Origin of the sequence: Malacoplasma muris (assembly GCF_046774425.1) — a bacterium.
In the GTDB taxonomy this organism is placed as follows: Bacteria; Bacillota_I; Bacilli_A; order Mycoplasmatales; family Mycoplasmoidaceae; genus Malacoplasma; species Malacoplasma muris.
Genome location: NZ_CP177248.1, coordinates 945,707 through 966,313, shown reverse-complemented (window position 1 = coordinate 966,313; position 20,607 = coordinate 945,707). Strand labels below are relative to the sequence as shown.

11 protein-coding genes and 1 rRNA gene are annotated in these 20,607 nt (G+C 23.6%); all 12 read left to right on the top strand.

Features of this window, described 5'->3' with window-relative positions; all coding sequences use genetic code 4:
* The first annotated feature begins 6 nt into the window (after positions 1 to 6).
* The 12 genes from ACLFO7_RS04005 (at position 7) to ACLFO7_RS03950 (ending at position 20,385) form a co-directional block, all read left to right on the top strand.
* The gene (locus tag ACLFO7_RS04005) at positions 7 to 3,036 is read left to right on the top strand and encodes a hypothetical protein (RefSeq protein WP_412032214.1); all 3,030 of its coding nucleotides are present in this window, start codon (positions 7 to 9) and stop codon (positions 3,034 to 3,036) included.
* A gap of 29 nt (positions 3,037 to 3,065) precedes the next feature.
* Positions 3,066 to 4,859 (top strand): hypothetical protein, encoded by a 1,794-nt coding sequence (locus tag ACLFO7_RS04000; protein ID WP_412032213.1) that lies wholly within the window; start codon positions 3,066 to 3,068, stop codon positions 4,857 to 4,859.
* Positions 4,860 to 4,868: 9 nt separating this feature from the next.
* Positions 4,869 to 9,731 carry a hypothetical protein gene (locus ACLFO7_RS03995; protein WP_412032212.1) on the top strand — a complete coding sequence of 1,621 codons (4,863 nt, stop codon included), beginning with the start codon at positions 4,869 to 4,871 and terminating at the stop codon, positions 9,729 to 9,731.
* A 42-nt stretch (positions 9,732 to 9,773) separates the two neighbouring features.
* Complete coding sequence (locus ACLFO7_RS03990) at positions 9,774 to 12,386, top strand: hypothetical protein (protein WP_412032211.1); 2,613 nt, start codon at positions 9,774 to 9,776, stop codon at positions 12,384 to 12,386.
* Positions 12,387 to 12,410: 24 nt separating this feature from the next.
* Positions 12,411 to 14,741 carry a hypothetical protein gene (locus tag ACLFO7_RS03985; protein WP_412032210.1) on the top strand — a complete coding sequence of 777 codons (2,331 nt, stop codon included), beginning with the start codon at positions 12,411 to 12,413 and terminating at the stop codon, positions 14,739 to 14,741.
* A 151-nt stretch (positions 14,742 to 14,892) separates the two neighbouring features.
* Entirely contained in the window at positions 14,893 to 15,462 is a 570-nt protein-coding gene (gene efp / locus ACLFO7_RS03980) for an elongation factor P (protein WP_412032209.1), read from the top strand.
* A 21-nt stretch (positions 15,463 to 15,483) separates the two neighbouring features.
* Entirely contained in the window at positions 15,484 to 15,768 is a 285-nt protein-coding gene (locus ACLFO7_RS03975) for a hypothetical protein (protein ID WP_412032208.1), read from the top strand.
* Positions 15,758 to 16,183, top strand: a complete 426-nt coding sequence (locus ACLFO7_RS03970) for a transcription antitermination protein NusB (RefSeq protein ID WP_412032207.1) — start codon at positions 15,758 to 15,760, stop codon at positions 16,181 to 16,183. The genes ACLFO7_RS03975 and ACLFO7_RS03970 overlap by 11 nt, the downstream gene beginning before the upstream one ends.
* A 1-nt stretch (position 16,184) precedes the next feature.
* Positions 16,185 to 16,898 carry a 16S rRNA (uracil(1498)-N(3))-methyltransferase gene (locus ACLFO7_RS03965; RefSeq protein ID WP_412032206.1) on the top strand — a complete coding sequence of 238 codons (714 nt, stop codon included), beginning with the start codon at positions 16,185 to 16,187 and terminating at the stop codon, positions 16,896 to 16,898.
* On the top strand, positions 16,880 to 17,389 hold the full coding sequence (locus ACLFO7_RS03960) for a hypothetical protein (RefSeq protein ID WP_412032205.1): 510 nt from the start codon (positions 16,880 to 16,882) through the stop codon (positions 17,387 to 17,389). Before ACLFO7_RS03965 ends, ACLFO7_RS03960 begins: the two co-directional genes overlap by 19 nt.
* A gap of 13 nt (positions 17,390 to 17,402) precedes the next feature.
* Complete coding sequence (mtaB, locus tag ACLFO7_RS03955) at positions 17,403 to 18,704, top strand: tRNA (N(6)-L-threonylcarbamoyladenosine(37)-C(2))-methylthiotransferase MtaB (protein WP_412032204.1); 1,302 nt, start codon at positions 17,403 to 17,405, stop codon at positions 18,702 to 18,704.
* A 167-nt stretch (positions 18,705 to 18,871) separates the two neighbouring features.
* Positions 18,872 to 20,385 (top strand): 16S ribosomal RNA (locus ACLFO7_RS03950).
* The last annotated feature ends 222 nt before the right edge of the window (positions 20,386 to 20,607 follow it).

Below are 20,607 nucleotides of genomic sequence, written 5' to 3'. Positions count from 1 at the left end.
AGACATATGAGTAGTTCATCTAGTAAAAAAGAAATACTACAATTAATTATTAGAAAAAAAGTTGTAATAGAAAATAACTATTTTACAATTTCTTCAATAATTGATGACATAATCAAAACTACTAAAGATGATAATATTATTAGTTTAGCTAAAGCCAAACAATCTGCTTTAGATAATGCTATAAATTTTGCTGTCTCTCAATTAGAAATACTTATTCAAAATTTTATTAATTCATTGCAGTCCTTTGATGCTGAAAAACATAAAGAAATTGAAAAACAATTACAAAAAACAATTGATCAATTAAATTTAAAAACAAGAGTTTTAACAGAAGATTTATCAAAAGCACAAAATATTAAAAATTATTCAAATGTACCAAGTGATAATGCTATTTATGGAACATTAGATAATGTTCCTGAAAAAGATGTGAACAAAGAATTTGGAAAAAAATCTAGAAATGAAATTAAAGATTTAAGACAGGGCGTTTTAATTGAAAGTTTAAATGATCCATCACCTAGAGAATTATCAATTTTTGATGACATGTATTTTGATGAAGTTCAAGAATTTAATGAATACAAAAAAAATAAGAATGAACTTGAAACTAAAATCTCTATTAAAGATGAATTTGAAAAAATGGAAGGTCATTCAATTAGTGATCAGTTGTTAGAAATTGAAAACAAATTAATGAATGAAATTAACAAATTAAAAGTTTCAAATCAGTTAGTAAGTGATACTAATGATACATTATTGTCAAAAATTAAAAATGAACATCCTGAAATAATGGACTCAGATTTGGTTAATAAGCATTCATTTGACATGTTAGATGTTGCTATTAATGATATGATTTCAAAAATTGAATTAACAAAAATTCCAGATTATAAAAATCATGACATTAAAAATCTTGAAGATATAAGTCAAACTTTAGTAAAAAGTCTTGAAGCTAATATTGAAAACCTTTCAAAAGATATTAAAAACTTAAAAGAAGAGAATAAGACTTATAGAGATAAGATGGATGAATATATTTCAACTATTAGTGATTTAAAAAATGATAGACTTGAAAGAGAAAAAGAATTAAATGAATCATATATAGCATGAGTTTCAAGTAATAAAAAATTACAAGATCTTGAAATTTTACTAGGTCAACAATCAATTGATATTAGTGACTTAGATGGACAAAAAAATATAATTATTGATACTCTTGAAAAAAAATTAAAAGATACAATATCTAATTTAAATATAATTCTATCTCAAAATGAAGAGTTGATTAATAGACAAGAAGAATTAGAAGAATTTATTAGACTTAATGAAATTAAAAGTGAATATACTGTAAGTGCTTTTGAAAAGGACATTGAAGCAAAATCACTTCAAGATTTAGTTGAAAAAGAGACAAATAAAATTGTTGAAATTAAGTTATCTGCAATGATAAGTAGATATAAGGAAGAACTGGATTTATTAGAGAATAAAGTTAAAGAAAATATTGAAGGTATTAATACAAATAAGGATATTTTGTCATATGAATTTGATAAACAATCAAATCATACAAATGAAATAAAAGATTTCCAAGATAAAATAGACAGATTTGAAAATAAAGTTAAGCTATTAGAAGAAAAACTAATTCAAATTCAAACTCTAGATAGAAATAGTAAAGAAACTATAGAAAGTATTAATGATTCTTTAGGATATGAATATGTAAAAAATGAAATAATGGATAATGAAGTTTCTCAGAAATTAAAATCATTAGAACAAATGTTAAATGATACAATGGATAGACTTAGTGCATTTGAAAATAAAGATGTAGCAAATTATTATTCAGATGATTATAATGTTGGAGAAATGAGTCAAGAAGAGTTGGATTATATTATCAAGAACTCTGATATATATAATGATATAAGGTCAGAAATTGTTAGGTTGGAAAATCAAGTTAATGTGTTGAAAAGTGAAAACATTAAGATTAAAAGAGAAAACTATGAGATGACAACTGAGCTTGATGATTCTTTCCAAAAATTTGCATATAACACAAATAAGATGAAGCAAGTTGAAGAGTTATTAAATAGTCAAGTTGAAGAATTTGAAAAACTTAATGTTGAAAAAGATGAATTGATTGCAGCTCTTGAAAGTAAAGTTCAAGAAACAATAGATGCAAATAACCAGTATTATCAAGAAGAATATTATCCAGAAAACCAACAATATCAGGAATACAATGAATATAATGAATCTTTAGCAAGGGAAAATATTGAATTATTAGTTGATAAACGTGTTAATGAATTATTGGCAAATAAAGCTTTAGATGTTTTGGCAAATAATAATAATTCATTATCATTAAATAATTTGAATTCCCAAGTAAGTGAAAATCATGTTTTTTCATCACCAGATGACTATCCAACAGATTTTATTTCTAATGAGGACAATAAAGACCAAGTTGACATAAAGAATTTTGATCCATTTATGAATAATGAAATTGACGATAAAAAAGGTGTTATCCAATATAATAGTGGAATTGATGAAACAAAATCAGAAGAATTTGATTTTATTCCTGTTGAACAATCTTTTGAGTCAAATGGTTATACAAATGAATTTGAATCTAATATTAAGAATAAAGATTATTTAGATGTTAACTATTATGATAGAGTTAAGTCTGATCAGGAAAATAAAGAAAAAATTGTTGAAGATTTGAATCAAGAAAAAACAGATAAAATTTTACCTGATGAAGTTGCTAATGATAGAAATGAATTAAGTATTGAAAAAGATTTTAATATTGATGAATCTTTAGAAAATGCAGAATTAAAAACAAAATTAATTAATTTACAAGAACAATACAATCTTTTATTAAAAGAATTAGAAAATAAGGAACCAATTATAAAAGAAAAAATTATTGTTAAGGAAATTAAAGATAAACAATATAATGTTCCAAAAGAACTTCTAGAAAATACAGAGCGTTTGAAAAATTTTGAAAGATTATTAATACAAATAGATAATGAAATATCTAATTTAGAAAATGATTCATTAAATAAATTTTTAAATGCAGGAGATAGAATATAAAAATAAATTTTTAACTATACGGAGTCACTATGAAAGAGGAAAAAATAATAGATCAATCTTTAGATGTTTCTTATAATAAAAAAAGAATTTCTAACAGATTAGTTGAGTTAAAAAATAAGTATCAAAATTTATTAGTAGAGTTAAATGAAACATCTATTGATAATATTGATAGAGTTTTTGGTTACAGTCATAGTGATTTAAGTGATATAGAATCAGATTTATTTTTGAATAAAATAAATGAAAACTTGGAAGTTCAAGATAAAATTAGAATTTTAAAAAATAATATTGCTACAAAAATAAAAAATATTGAAAAAATTAATTCTTTAAATATTAATAATCAATCTTTTGATGAAATTAAAAATCAAATTAGTGCATCACTTGATTTGATAAATAATATGGAACAAAATTATGATCAAAAATCAAATGATTTTAATGACTCAACAAATTTGATAATAGATAAAATTAATTCATTAGAGAATCAAATAAAAAATTTAACTTCATCAAAAAATATTGATATAAAAGATGAAGCTATCTATAAAGATGAAATTGCATTTTTGAAACACCAAATAGATCAATTATTATTGGAAAACAAAGAGTGTAAATCTAAATTAAATGAATTAATTTATATAAACAATGAAAAGGAAGAGGAAATTAGTAAATCATATGATGCTTGACTAAAAAATTCTTCTAAGCTTAATGAACTTGAAAATCTTTTATTAAAAGAACAAGAGGAATACACAAGTTTAGAGAATGAAAAGGATGAAGCTATTGATTCACTTGCTAATAAAATAAATAATATTAGAAATGAAAATAGTATTTATGATCAATTTTCTCAAGATATCTATAATGATTCTAATATTACAAATAGTTCTTTATTAGAGGCAATTGATCAAAAATTTAATGATTTAAAAATAGAATTAATTAACAATAAATTTACAACAGATAGTTTAGATAAAGTTAGTAATGAAATAAATAATTATGATAAATTAAAAATAAAAGCTAAAGAAATTTATAATAAAACAATTATTGACTTATTAAAAAATTTGAAAGATAGATATACACAAATTATTAATAAATTAGATCAAATAGAACCATTATTTTCTTCAGAAGTGACTGCATTAATATCTCCTAGTACAAGTGATTTTATTAATCCTTCTTCTAATATTGAGGAATTAAAAAATGATTTAATTAATGTGGATGAATATGTAAATTTAACTTTTGGAAGCGAAGTTAATGATGATCATGATTTGTTTAGTAGATTAAGCAAACTAAATACATTAAATGATTTTAAACAATTCATTACTTATTCAACAGATAAATTTGATGAGTTTGTAAATGAAATTATTTCTGAAAGAAATATTTTAAATAATAAAGTTATTACTATTAATGATAAATCATTTAATGTAAATAGTTTCTTTAATATAATTAATGATTTAATAAATAGAATTAATAATTTCATAGCACTATTAAATAGTGAAATGTCATCAATTAATGTTTCTAATATTTTATATGAATTAGAGGATGATCTTTCACAATCTCAATATTGATTTGATTTTGTTGATTTATTAAATTCAATAAAATTATTAATAAATTATCAAAAAGTTGTTTTTGATAATTTAGAGACTGAAGTTGACATTTATAATAAATTAAAGGAAAGTGGTTCATCATTAAGTGAATTTAATCATCAAGATTTATATGATTCAAATGAGTTAATTAATAAGAACAATAAATTAAAAAATATTTTTCAAAAGTTAAGTAATTTAGAGAAATTAGTTGATTTATATGAGATGGATCAATTTGAAACATTTGTTGAGAAGATATAGGAGAAAATTATGAAAAATAAATTTAATAATAAACTAAATATTGAAGAATTAAAGCAAGAATTACAAAATATTGTTTCAGATTATAATGATATTGATAATTCTAACAATTTTCATTCTCAACAAAAAAATAATTCTCAAACTAGCTTAGAAGAAGAAAATAGACAGTTGTCTATTAAAATAAATAATACAAAAGAAAGAATATATGAAAAACTATCATCTCTTTCTGGAAAAAATAAATTTCAACATTTATTGAATAAATTTGTAGAATTTTATGATGAAAAAGACTTAAATAAATTAAAAGTTGCTTCTAAGTTCGAAAATTATGTAAATTATGAATTTTCTTCTTCAAGTAATCTTGATACTTCAACACTAAATTCTAGTCCTTCTTCTCTTGATAAAAGTTATACACAAGATATTGAAAATCTTTTTGAAGAGCAAATTAAAGAAATTAGAGACATTCAAAAAAACAAAGCAAGATTTATTGATGAAATCATTTATGATTTGAATCCAAATGATGTTACTCATGAAGTTGTCACAACTTCTGTAATTAATAAACTTGATTACATTAATAAAGATTTTAAATTGGATTTGAATTATTATTCTTCAAAATACTCTAGTTTAAATAATAAAAATTCTAGTGACTTAATTAAATTTAAAGAGAATATTTTGAATTTAATTGATGATAGTATTGAGGAATTAAAAGAAGAATTTAAAAACTATATTATGTTTAATAAATTTTTACATGAAAAAATTTCATCTATTAATGGAGAAAATCAAAAAATCAATTTGGATGATTCACCAACTTCAAAACAATCTTTTGCAATAAATGATGATAAATATTCTTCATTAGAAGATAAAATTTTAAAATTAATTGATTCAGTTGATAATTTAGCAACTAAAAATAATAATTTTGAAAATAAAACTACAGAAATAATTGACAAAAAAATTAATGATCTTGAAGAAAAATTTAATAAAATGATTAATTCTCTTGTAGAACAAAATGAAAATAAACTTTATTTAGAACAAGAAAATTCAAATAAGATTTTTGAAAAATTATCTAATTTTGTTGATTCAATAAAAACAGAAAAAAATGACTTTATAATGCAAGCTCAAAAGCAAATTGTTGATATTGTAAAAAATAATGAAAATGAAAAGAAAACAATTATTGAATTATTGCAAAAAATACAATCTGAAACAATTTCAGCAAGTGATGCTGAAGCATACAATAGAAGTTTAGTAAATAGCAATAAATTAGTTCAACTTGAATCATTAATAATGAGACAAAATGATGAAATTGAAGAATTATTAAAAGAAAAAAATGATGCATTTGATGTTCTTGAAGATATTTTAAATAACCCTCAAGGAAAAAATGATCCAGAAGAATTATTGTCGCATATTGAATCTAATATAGAACGTATAATTTATAATTTTGATGAAAAAATTAGCAATCTTGAACAATCATTTGTTGATAAATTAGAGTCTATGAATTCACGTGAAAATTCTGATAGAAATGATTTAATTGACAATATTAGTGATGTAGAAAATAGATTATTGCAAAATTATGAAACAATTAAAATGAATTTTTCAGATAGTTTTAATGAAATTATTAATTGATTGAATTCTAATAGAGATACTGGAACTAAATTGGATGAATTATTAAATAATGTAAGAGATATTAAACATGGTACTCATCAATTTGGATTAGGTAATGACATTAAGAATGAATTATCTAATTTATTAGAAAGTAATAAATCATCTTTGATTCAACAATATGGTCCTCTTGAAGATAAAATTGAGTCTTTAACTTCTGCTTTTAAAGAGAATAAGAATGATATACAAAATAAAACTAGTGAAATTATTAATTCAAGAATTTCAGAACTTGAAAATAAATTTACTTCTTTAGTTGATGTTATTAATGAAAGTAATGCTAATAAATTAAACATTGAACAAGAAAATTCTGATAGATTGTATGATAAATTAGCACAACTTGTAAATTCTATAAATTATGAAAAAAATGAATTTTTCCTAGAAACAAAACAACAGATTACAAGTATTATTAAAAGTAATGAAAATGAAAAAAAATATATTATTAGTTTATTAAATAAAATTCAAGATGATAATAAAAGCACAAATGATGAAGTTGCTTTAAATAGATCTTTAATTAATAGTGAAAAATTATTACAACTTGAACACTTGATTATGAGACAAAATCAAGAATTAGAAGAGCTACTAAATGATAAAAATGAAGCATTTGATACAATTCATGAAATGTTGTCAAAAACTACAAAAAATGATGATGTAACACAATCATCATTTATGGAAATAGAAGATAATGTAACTTCAATTGTAAAAAGTCTTGAAGATAAAATTAATGGGCTTGAACAAACATTTGTTTCTCAATTAGATGCTATTAATAGCAATATGGCTGCATCATTGATGAACAATGCATCTAATTATAATGATAATAAATCGTTAAATGAAATGATGAATAATATAAATTCAGTTGAACAAAAGTTGATACAAAATTATGATTATATTAAACAAAACTTTAATGAAAGTTTTAATGAAATAATTAATAGATTAAATTCAACAAAAGATTCAATTTTTAATGATAGTGAAATTAATTCAAAATTAGATTCAATTATTAGTGATATTGATTCAATTAAATATTCTAGTAAGTATGGTTTAGGTGATAATTTAAAATCTGAATTAAGAGATATATTTAGTGTTGAGTTAAATAATAAAATTTCAGAACTAATAAATAATGGAATTAATGCTGAAGAATTAAACAACAAAATTGGTCATATTGAAAGAAAATTAAATGATTTAACTGAAGAAATTATTGATAGAAATAAACATGAATTTATTGAATTATCTAATAAAATTGATAGTGTTGATTACATTACTAAATTAATATCTGAAAAAGTTTTAAGTTTAGATGATGAATATGAAAATGTGGAAGCAAAATTATTTGATAATTTTAAAAAATATGAAGAAGTTTTAACAAACACTTTATTGAAAGATAAAGAAAATTATAATGAGTTAAAACAAATGATTGAAGAGAATTATGTTAAAAGAGAAAATGAACTTTCTGAGAGTGAGTTTTCAAAATTACAATCATTAAATTTAAAGTTAGAAAAACTTGCATCTTTGATAGATATGCAAGAGAGAGAAATTGAAACTTTGATTCAAGAAAAAAATGAAGTTATGTCATGAGTTGGTAATGCTAGTCCAAATGATTTAAAATTCAATTCTAATGAAATTGATCAATTGTCACAGGTGGTTGCATCAAAAGTTCAAGAATGTTTAAAAAGAAATCTTTCTACTCCAGACAATATAACAAGTATTTATAAAAGTGATGATTATAATGAACTTGTTCAAATGAATGAGAAGATAGATGAATTATCAAATTATCTTCATAATAATATGGGCTTTTTCCAAGATAAAAATAGCATTTCAGAATTATTTTCTGTTGATGTTTTTCAAAACTTTTCTAATATTGATTTTTTAATTAAGAAAGTTGAATTTATTACTTCTGAAATTAATAATATTCATTTTGAATTATCAACTTCTGAATCTCAAAAACTAGGAGAAATTCAAGATAAACTAGATTCATTAAAATTTAACTTATTTAGCATTGAATGAGATTTATCTTTACTAAAGCATAAATTAGATGCTTCATTACAAATACAAGATATGGATGCTGAAAATAGACATAAAGATTTAATTTTGGCAAATAAGAAAAAATTAGAAATTATTTCAGATTTAATTGATAAAAACAAAAAAGCATTAAGTAATTTATTTAATGATAAGGAAAATTTAATTAAAAAATATAAGTTAAATAATAATTTAAGTTCTAATAATGATTATGATTCAGATATTTTAGTAGATATTAAATCTAATGCTATTTTTGATAAACTTGTGAATAAATTAAAAACTACATTTAATAATGAGATTGATTTATTAAATTCTAAGTTTATTAATTTGCAAGCTAAAATATTAGATTCTTATTCAAATAAAAATCATGATGATCAAAATTTAGTTGATGATTTTAATGAAGAAGATATTAAAACTATAAATGAGATTATTTCAAAAATTTCAATTTTAGAAGAAAATCTTGAAAGAGCATTTGATGCATTAGAAAACAAGAATAAAGAATTATTAAATGGTATCACATCATTAGTTTCTGAAAACTATGTTTATAAACAAATAGTTGATAAATTTGATAAGCAAAAAGGGTTAATCCAAGAAGAATATGATAAACAAAAAGAAAATTTTAAAGATTATATTCTTAATTTAAAAAATACAGAAATTCAAGGATATAAAGATAAATTAAATAAACTTGAAAAAGAAGTAAATAAACTAAGAGAATTGAATGAAAAAGAAATTTTTGATCAATTGGATTCATTAGACAATTATATAGAGATGTTAATGTTACAGTTGAATTCATTCCAAGAGGAAAAACATAGTTTATATAATGAAATGATTGATAAATTAAATTATGTTGATAAACTTGGTAATCCAACTTCTAGTGATGAATTTATAAGTCTTGAAACTGATAATATGTATTCAGGAAAATTCAAGGATATAGTTGGCAAAGATACAATAAGAGTTATTGAAGAAAAATTTGATACTCTTAAAGAAAACTTGATAGTTGATTTAAACAAAATTATTACTGAAATAAATGAATTAAAAGAAAAATGATTATCTGATGATTCTAAATTACAAAAAATGAATAAAAACAGTGATTCTCCATTAAAATTAATAAATGATAATGTTTTATTTTTCATAGATGAACTTGAAAGAAGAAAATCTGAAATAAGTCTTTTCTATAAAAAAAATAATAATTTAAAAGAAATAGTGGAAAGATAGTGAAAATTGAAAAATAAAAAATGATAAATGAAGGGGTTTATTATGTCAATTAAGCATAAAAAAAATAGCTATATTGATGATATAATTTTTGATTCTAATCTTGATTTTGAAAATAGAGCAGAAACAGATTTATTGATTCGTGAAGAAGCTAAACACTTAGCACAGAAATATTTAGCACAAGATAAATTGGAGTTGGCAAGTGATGCCAATAATCCTTTTGCTTCTACTTTGGAAAAATTAGAAGAAGGAACTCTTAAAAATGTAGAAGAGATTAAAAGAAGCAATGATACTTGAGAAGAAAGTAAAAACATCTTGTCTAGAATAGAATCAAAATTAATTGACTTTGATAATGAACTAAAACAATTGAAATATGGTCATAATGACAATAACTCTTTTGATGCCCCTTTAAATGAAAATAATAATGATGTAATTTCTAGTATTAAAAAAACATTGGTAGAAAACAATGATAGTTTAAAAGAGGCTTTTGGTGCAATGATTAACCAATTGTCTGAAGTAATAAATGGTACTAAAATATCAAAAACAGATAATGTTCAATTAAAAGAAATTGATAGAAATGATCAAGAAATTGTTATTCAGCCAATTCAATTTGATGATAATGATGTTTTGAATGAAGTTAAAGTTGATAATGAAATATCTTTAGAAGATTTTGAAATTGATGATTCAGATTTAGATAACAAATCTAACAAAACTATGAATGTTAATTCTGAAGAATTAGATCAATTAAAAAATAAACAAAATGAATTAGTTAATGTTCAAGAAAAATTAAATAAAGAAATAGAAATCATCAAAAAAAGTATTAATGATTATATTTTGGCAAGTGAGTATTCAAATAAAACTATTTTGGAACAAACTATTGATAATGCACACAGATTATCACTTGATGTTAATGTTGTAAAAGAACAATATTCTAATTTAGAAAATGAAATAAATAAAATATATTCGACATGATTGGATAACAATCAATTGTTAACTAATCTTGAAAACTTGTTAATAGATTTAAGTCATAAAAATGAAAATTTAGTTGATGAAAAATATTTATATAATGAAGAAATTGCACGTAAAACAACTGATAATGAAAAATATATTAATGAAATTTCAATTGAATCAAATAACTTAAAAAATTCTATTGAAAAAATCAATGAAAGACTTTCTTTAGTAGAAGATTTATCAAATTCTTTTAATCCTAATGATTATGTAAAAAATAATTTAACTGAAACAATGATCGATGAGGTTAAAACTATTTCAAAAAATATTGTTGAAGAAGCTTTAGTTGAAAGAAATTTATTTGATCCAAAACAAATAATAACAAGAGAAAGAGTTATTGATGAAGTTATGGATAGTGATATATTCAATTACTCATTAGAAAAGAAAATCCAACAAACTATTATTGATGAAAAATTGGACAGAAAATTAGATGAATCAGATAAGTTAGAAATGCTAACATACACAATTAATTCTGATAAATTTAAAAATATTATTTCTTCAGAAGTTAACTATGTTTCTAATGATATTAAATTAGAATTGAATGATAGATTTACAAAATTAAGAGATGATTTCCATAACACTAATTGTTATAATTCAAATAAATTTATAGAACTTGAAACAAAATTGGATTCTAAAGAAGACTTTTTACAAAAAAGCGAAATTATTGAAATGGTTTTTGCTTCTAAAGAGTTGGAAGATATCATTAATGATAAATTAATTTATGTTGTTAATGAACAATTAGATGATTTAAAAGAATCAATGAGTGTTATAGAAAATAAAATTTTAAATAGTGTAAAAAGATATTTAGATGAAGATATTCAAGATAATTTAAAAAAGGAAATTATTGATTCAAAAGATATTAGACAGAAAATTAAAAATGAATCATTAAATGCAATTTATCATGAATTAAATGAACGTGATAAACAATATGAAGATCAAAAGAAAGAAATTCTTCAAAATTATGAAGCTTTATTTGAAAATAATAGAATTTTAGAAAATCTTGAAAAATTAATTTTAAAACAAGTAGAAGAAATTGAAGGTTTCAAAAAAGATAAAGAAAACTCATTTGAAATAGCAATTGATAAGATTAATGCTCAAAAGGCAGACATTGATTATTTAAAAGAAAAAGTTTTTGAGATTTATGGTAAAGATCTTGTGATAAATAGTTCTCCTGAACAAGTATATGAAAATGAAGTTTATGAAAAAGTAAAACAAATAACTGCAAGTTTAGTAAGAGAGGAAATTAAAAAATTAAATTTAATCTCTGCAGCAAACAATACTAATAATACTCCAGTCATTACTAACCCAATTTTTATTGATGATAATAAAGAAGAAGTGAGTGATTTTTTCAAAAATAGAATAAAAGATATTCTAACTAAGCTTGAAGAAAATTATGAATCTGTTAAATTAGATGAAAAAATACCTTTAGCAGATGAATTTAAATTTAATTTAAATGATTTAAAAATTGATTTAGATGATTTAAAAGAGTCAAATCTAAATAATGCAGTTGAATCTGAAGATGATTTTGGTTGATTTTATGAGCAGGAATTTAAAGCTCATAAAGAAGAAAAGGAACAGTTAGGTAAAAATAGTAGTAATTTATCAGATGATCAATTATTTAATTACAGTATTCTAGATGATAAAAAATAGGCAATAAATATAAAGAGGTATTTTATGAAAAATAATGATATTTTTAAATTTGATATAAGTGAAAAATGTGAAAGAATTATTGAACTAGAAAATAATCCTGAATTTAAAAAATTGCCATATCATCAACAAGTAATTTTATTAACTGGAGAAAAACTTCTTCAAATTGACCAAAAACTTAGAATGCAAACAAATTATTTAAATGATTTTATATTGCAATATGGGAATGCTATTTCTGATATTGCAACTAATCAAAAAAATATTCAATCTTTTGTTAAAAATCTAATTAAACAAGAGACTTTAAATTTAACACGTGATTTGAAAGAAAATGGTGCAATACCTTCAGTGGATGAACAAAAAATAGTTGATTTAATTGAGGAAAAATATAGTGAAGAAATTTCTAACATGGAAACACGTCTAGAATATGCAACTAAACAAACAATTAAAAATTTTGATGAAACAATTTATGATACATTAGAAAAAATTGATAATTTAACTCAATTTGAAATAAAAGCCAAAGAAGAATTGCAAAAAAATCAAGACAGAATTTACTTAATTGAAGAAGAAATTGCAAGACAAAAAGAAATTAACGAAACATTAGAAGAGTCTTTTAATAAGCGTATATCAGAATTATCAAAATTAGAAGGGAATTTTGATACAAATTCTTCAATATTTAACTATAAATATTATGACTCAAGATTTGATACTATTGAAGAACTTGAATCTTTCATAAAAGATGAATCTAAAAAAATAGCTAAAGAAGAAGTAGAAAAATACATACATGACTATAATTTATTTTCTGAAGATAGAAATGATGAATTGATTGAAAGGCTATTCGAAGAAGGACAATTAAAAGAATCAGAAGTTTCAAAAGTTTATAAACTTCAACTTGAAAATAATAATAAAATGAACGATCTTGAATATTTATTAGATGAACAAAATAGACAAATTAAATTACTATCTGAAGATAGACAAAATTTGGTACAAACTTTATCTGAAGTTTTAAAAAATAAAGATGTAGATATTTCAAAAATTTTAGAAACAATGCCTTTCAAAAATTTTAATGATGAATTTATTTACAAGGAAAGATCTGATAGCAAGAATGCATATGATATAAATCCATCAAACATTTTGAATAGCAATGAAATGGAAATATTAGTTAAGAAACAAGCAATAGAATTAGTTAAAGAAAAAATTGCTTTATTAAATAAGAAAAAAATTGAAAATACAAATTTAAAAGAAGTTCATGATGCTAATTTTGAAGACAAAGAATTACAAAAATACTTTGATCAAGCAAACAAAAAAATTGCAGCATTAGAATCACAACTTAAAGAACAAATTAAAGAAAATGATAATTTAAAAAATGATTTATTTGATGAAATATCTAAAAATAATTTAGATGCACAAAATAATGAATTTATATTCAAAAATAATGATAACATTATTAATGATATAGATAGTATAGATTGAGAAAATTTAACTGATGAGGAACTTATGAAACATAATTATTACAATGGAACAACACCAATTCCAGGTACAAAAATTACTAGAATTAATAATTATAAAATAAACAATGATTTTAATTCTTCAAATTTTAGTAGTGATGCACAACATTTAATTAAACAAGATGCTGAAAAGATTGCTAGCGAAAAAGAAAGTAATAATTTTGGTTCTGCTTGACAAGAAAGTAATCAAAAACTTCTTGATTTAGAAAATTTAATTTCAAGACAAGAAGAAGAAATTAAGAGATTAAAAACTAAGGATACAATTGCTACAAGTGGTGATAAAAATACTTTAAGTAACATTGATGAATCAATAAAAGAGGCATTAATGAGATTGCAAGATTTATCTTCAGCCCAAGAAAAAACTAAAAAAGAAATTGAAGAAACTAATAGAAAGATTCATGATTTAGAATCTCAATTAAGAAAGTCTAAATCTAGTGATATCGAAGAAGAACTTGCAAGAAAAGAACTTGATAAATTAATGGAAGAAAAATATAGTAGTAAACCTAATTATCAAGATATTAACTATTCAGATGAAATAAAGAAAATCGAAGCTGAACGTAGAAAAATTGAAGAAACTTTAGAATTAGAAAGAATTAGATTGTTATCTGAGATTGAAGCTAATAGAAAGAAATTAGAAGAGACTCCTGTAGCAACTGAAGTTCCAGTTCAACAAGCACCTATTGCTACACAATTAGTTGAAGAAAAACCTAAAAAAATTGAAACTACTCCTCAACCAAAAGAAGAAGTTAAATTTGTTTTAGAGGCTCCTAAAAAGAAAAGAAAACAACAATTGTTTTTTGAAATTAAAACTCATTCTACTCCAAAACTTACAAGAGCTGACTTAGAAAAATAATATATATAAATACAATTATTTGTTTTAAATGATTGTATTTTTTTATTTTTAATTGCAAAAAAGACCAATAATATATATATTTTATAGTTTTGTTGTTGATAAATTAGTTTAAAATTTATAAAATTTATATATTAGTGTTTTTGAGGTATATATGTCACAAATTATTCATGCCAAAGATTTAAGACGTGGCAATACAATTATTTATAAAAATAATTTGCTATTAGTTTTAGAAAATTCATTTAATAAAACAGCAATGCGTGAAGGTATAGTTAAGTGTAAAGTTAAAAATTTAAGAACCCAAGCTATTACTACTGAAGTTTTAACAGGTGAAAAGTTAGAACAAGCACCAGTATCAAAAGTAAAAGCTACTTTTTCTTATTCTGAAGGTGTAAATTACATATTTATGGATAACGAAACTTTTGAAACTGTAGAATTTCCTGTTAAAAAATTAGAATGAGAAAAAAATTTCATTGTTGATGGTATGGAAGTTAATGTTTTAAAGTACAATGAAGAAATTTTGAGTGTTGATCTTCCAGATCAAGTTACTATGGAAATTGAATTTGCTGAAGAAGCTGTTCAAGGTAACTCTGTAACAACTGCTTTGAAAAAAGCAAGGCTTTCAACTGGTTATGAATTAGATGTTCCACAATTTATTAAAACTGGTGAAAAGGTCATTATAAACACTACTAATGGAACGTATGTTGGAAGAGACAATAAATAGTTTTATTTTTGGTGTAATTTTATGATTAAGGTTTATTCAAATAAATTAGGTGGAATTTTTATTGAGAAAGATTTATTAAAGAATTCTTTTTTATCAATAATAAAAGATTATGTAAATTCAAAAGAGAACATTGATGTTACTTTTGATATTAAAAGAAATACTTTAAAATTTATAAATGTTCATTTTTCTAAAAAAATTTGTCTGTCAAGACAGGAAGAAAAAAATTTATATGAACAATTAATTTTTGTTCTTTCAAATAAATTTCAAATCAATAACAAAATAATAACTTTTTCTTATGAAAATTAAAAATAAAGAAAAAATAAATAAAAACTATACTCTTTCTCAATGGGAAAGAAGAGTTGTTGTATTTAAATTTATATATTCATTATTAATAGATGAATTCCTAAATGACAAAGATATTGAAAAAAAGATTGAAAAAGAACTTCCAAATGACATCTATATTTTATCAATAGTTAAAGATTTTATAAATAATAAAATAGAATATTTTAAATTATTGCAAGATAATTTAAAAGATACTTGAAAGATAAATAGATTAGATTATGTAGATAGGGCTATAATATTTAGTGCAATTTGTGAATACAATGTCCATAAAATTGATAAAAAAATATTAATAGATCAAGCCATAATTACATCTAAAAAATATGGTACAGATTCATCATATAAATTTATAAATTTTATTTTAGATAAGGTTATGAAATAATATGCAAAGATTTAATGTGGAGAAAATTAAAAATAAAATTTTTTTTTCAGATGAAGATATTTTTCATATAAAAAAAGTGTTAAGAAAAAAAATTGGTGATTACCTTGAATGCATTGATCAAGATAATAATTTGATTTCATCTATCATTAAATCTTTAAATCCTTTTATTGCAATTGTTGATTCAATAAAAGAATATAATGTTATAGAAACATATCCAATTGATTTATATGTGTCTTTATTAAAGAAAAAAGAATTTGAATTTGTTGTAGAAAAAATGAATGAACTAAACATTAATTCAATAACACCTGTTTTTTTTAGTAGAACACAAGGCAATTTGTTGATCAATTTAGAAAGATTAAATAGAATTTCAAAAGAATCTTGTAAACAATGTAAGCGACATAAAAATATTATTATTAATGCTCCTATTACATACAAAAAATTGGTAGAAAAAATAAAAGAAAATAATAATTTTGTATTTGCTAATGAAAAAGAGTGTCAAAATAATTTAGATAGTGTTAAAATAAATTTTAATAAAAATATAGGATTAATTATTGGACCTGAAGGTGGTTTCGTAAGTAAAGAAATAGATGAACTTTCATCTTTGTGCTCAAGCATTGTTTTAACTAAAACAATACTAAGAGCTGAAACAGCTTGTTTATATTTAGTAAGTTGTATTATTGAGGATTATAAAAAAAAATGAAAAATAAATTTTTAGAATATTTTTTCACAATATCAAATATCATATTTTTTATTGGAATAGTTGTTTCAAGTATTTTGATAATTCAAGATGCAAAAAAAATTATTTTAGAACAACCAAATGGTTATGTGATAAATCCATTATTTTTTTTACCATATGTAATTTGTTTATTTATTTCAATTATTTTATTAATAATATTTATGTTTCATAAACAAAATTATTTTAAACTTATAAAAATTCATGTTAAACATACATGAATCTACTTGCATTATCTTTCTTGCTTAGTTATATTGCTTAATTTTATATTTGCCTCATTAATGTTTATTTTTGCTCCTTCACTTACAGCAAATATTATTAAATCTTATTACCTATATATTCTTATTGCTGTTGTGATATTATTTTCATTAATATCTACTGGATTGAATTCATATTCAAAAATAAGAATAAAAATTGAATTAGCGATCAGAAGAAGTCAAGGCAAACAAGAAAATGTAGAAGATAAAAAATAATAAAGGATTATTAATGAACACATTTGCAATACATACTTTAGGATGTAAAGTAAATCTATTTGAGTCAAATATAATTAAAAATGATCTTTTGTCACATGGATTAATAGAAGTTCCATTTGATTCCAAAGCTGATATCTATATAATAAATACTTGTACAGTTACAAATAAAGCGGATGCTAAATCTAAATTTTTTATAAGAAAAGCATATAAAAATAATAATGAATCAATAATTGTTGTAGCTGGATGTATGTCACAAATTAATCCAAATTTAATGAAAGAATTAAATATTAGTATTCAAATAGGAAATAAATATAAAAATAATATATTTGAATTAATTCAATCTTATTTAAAAAATAAAGAAAGAATTGTTAAAATTGAAAATTTACTTCTTGAAAAATCTTTTGAATCAAATGAAGAAAATTTTACTTTTTTAGAAAATACTAGAGCATTTATAAAAATACAAGATGGTTGTAATTTTATGTGTTCATATTGTATTATACCCTTTTCAAGAGGAAGGCAGAGATCTCAACTATGTTCAAAAATAATCAACCAAATACAAAATTTAGTTTCTAATAATTTTAAAGAAATTGTATTAACTGGTGTAAACACTGCAGGATATTATGACGAAAATGGTGTCAACTTCTATGATTTACTTTTTCAAATTTCAAAACTTAATGGAGACTTTAGAGTAAGAATATCTTCAGTTGAACCATTTCAAATAACAGATGAAATTGTTGATTTAATAACTTCCAACAAAAAACGTTTTTGCCAACATTGGCATATTTGTCTTCAATCAGGAAGTGATAAAGTATTAAATCAAATGAATAGAAAGTATACAACTAATCAATTTTTTGATTTAATTAAAAAAATAAGATGCAAATCTCCAAATACAAATTTCACCACAGATTATATTGTTGGTTTTCCAACAGAATCTGATATTAATCATAAAGAGTCACTAGAATTTCTAAATAAAATTAATCTTTATGATATGCATATTTTTCCGTATTCAGCACGAAAGGGAACAAAAGCAAGTTATATTCCAAATGTTGTAGATGATACTATTAAACATAATAGAATAAAAGAAGTGCAACAGTATTGTTTAATTAATAAAAGAATAAATCTTAAAAGATTTCTCAATACTAGTGTTGAAGTTTTATTTGAAAAAAAATCAGAAAATCAAGAATATTACTCAGGTTATAGTAATGAATACTGTAGAGTATATGTTAAATCTAACGATAATTTAGAAAACAAACTTTTGAAAGTTAAAATTACAAACATTATATATGATGGTTTATATGGTGAATTAATTAAATAAAACTAATTTAGAATTTATTAAAATAAAAAAAGAGCAATTTAGAATTAAAAAATCTTAATTGTAATTTTTTTATTTTTTTTCTTAATTTTTCAAAAAGTGTGTATAATTATATTGTTTGTGAAAAACACGAACAAGAAAGTTCTTTGAAAACTAAATAGAATCCGTCAATTTTTGAGAGTTTGATCCTGGCTCAGGATTAACGCTAGCGGGATGCCTAATACATGCAAGTCGAACGAGGTAGCAATACCTAGTGGCGAACGGGTGAGTAACACGTATCCAACATACCTATTAGTGGGGGATAACTAGATGAAAATCTAGCTAATACCGCATAGGGCATTATTATCGCATGAGAAAATGTTTAAAGTTCCGTTTGGAACGCTTTTAGATTGGGGTGCGGTGTATTAGATAGTTGGTGAGGTAATGGCTCACCAAGTCAATGATGCATAGCTGTGCTGAGAGGCAGAACAGCCACAATGGGACTGAGACACGGCCCATACTTCTACGGAAGGCAGCAGTAGGGAATTTTCCACAATGGGCGAAAGCCTGATGGAGCAATCCCGCGTGAATGATGAAGGTCTTATATAGATTGTAAAATTCTTTTATTGGAGACGAATGGTAGGAATAGGAAATGATTTCTATTTGACTGTATCCATTGAATAAGTATCGGCTAACTATGTGCCAGCAGCCGCGGTAATACATAGGATGCAAGCGTTATCCGGATTTACTGGGCGTAAAGCGAGCGCGGGCGGATTTGCAAGTCTGGTGTTAAATACAACTGCTTAACGGTTGTATGCATTGGAAACTGCAAGTCTAGAGTGTAGTAGGGAGTTTTGGAACTCCATGTGGAGCGGTGGAATGCGTAGATATATGGAAGAACACCAGTGGCGAAGGCGAAAACTTAGGCTACAACTGACGCTTAGGCTCGAAAGTGTGGGGAGCAAATAGGATTAGATACCCTAGTAGTCCACACCGTAAACGATGGTAATTAAATGTTGGCACGGAATGTGTCGGTGTTGCAGTTAACACATTAAATTACCCGCCTGGGTAGTACATTCGCAAGAATGAAACTCAAACGGAATTGACGGGGACCCGCACAAGTGGTGGAGCATGTTGCTTAATTCGACAATACACGTAAAACCTTACCTAGGTTTGACATCTCCTGCAAAACTATAGAGATATAGTGGAGGTTAACAGGATGACAGGTGGTGCATGGTTGTCGTCAGCTCGTGTCGTGAGATGTTGGGTTAAGTCCCGCAACGAGCGCAACCCTTATTGTTAGTTACTTTATCTAGCGAGACTGCCAGCGTAAGCTGGAGGAAGGTGGGGATGACGTCAAATCATCATGCCCCTTATATCTAGGGCCGCAAACGTGCTACAATGGTCGGTACAAACTGTTGCAAACCAGTAATGGGGAGCCAATCAGAGAAAGCCGATCTCAGTTCGGATTGAGGGCTGCAATTCGCCCTCATGAAGTTGGAATCACTAGTAATCGCGAATCAGACATGTCGCGGTGAATACGTTCTCGGGTCTTGTACACACCGCCCGTCAAACTATGAGAGCTGGTAATACCTAAAACCGTTAAGATAACCTCGTGAGTCTTGCGTCTAGGGTAGGACTGGTGATTGGAGTTAAGTCGTAACAAGGTACCCCTACGGGAATGTGGGGGTGGATCACCTCCTTTCTAACGGAGTTAATTTTAGATAATTAACAAATATTAGAATATTTTAAATATTTGTGTACTTTTTATAGAAATCCAAAAAATAAATAAACCTAAATAAAAAATTATTTTTTGGTCGGATTCTATTTAGTTTTGAGAGATATTTTCTCTCATGATAGTTCTTTGAAAACTGAATATTATACAATCTTTTTAGTCTAATCATATTTAATAATAGAATAAGGATAC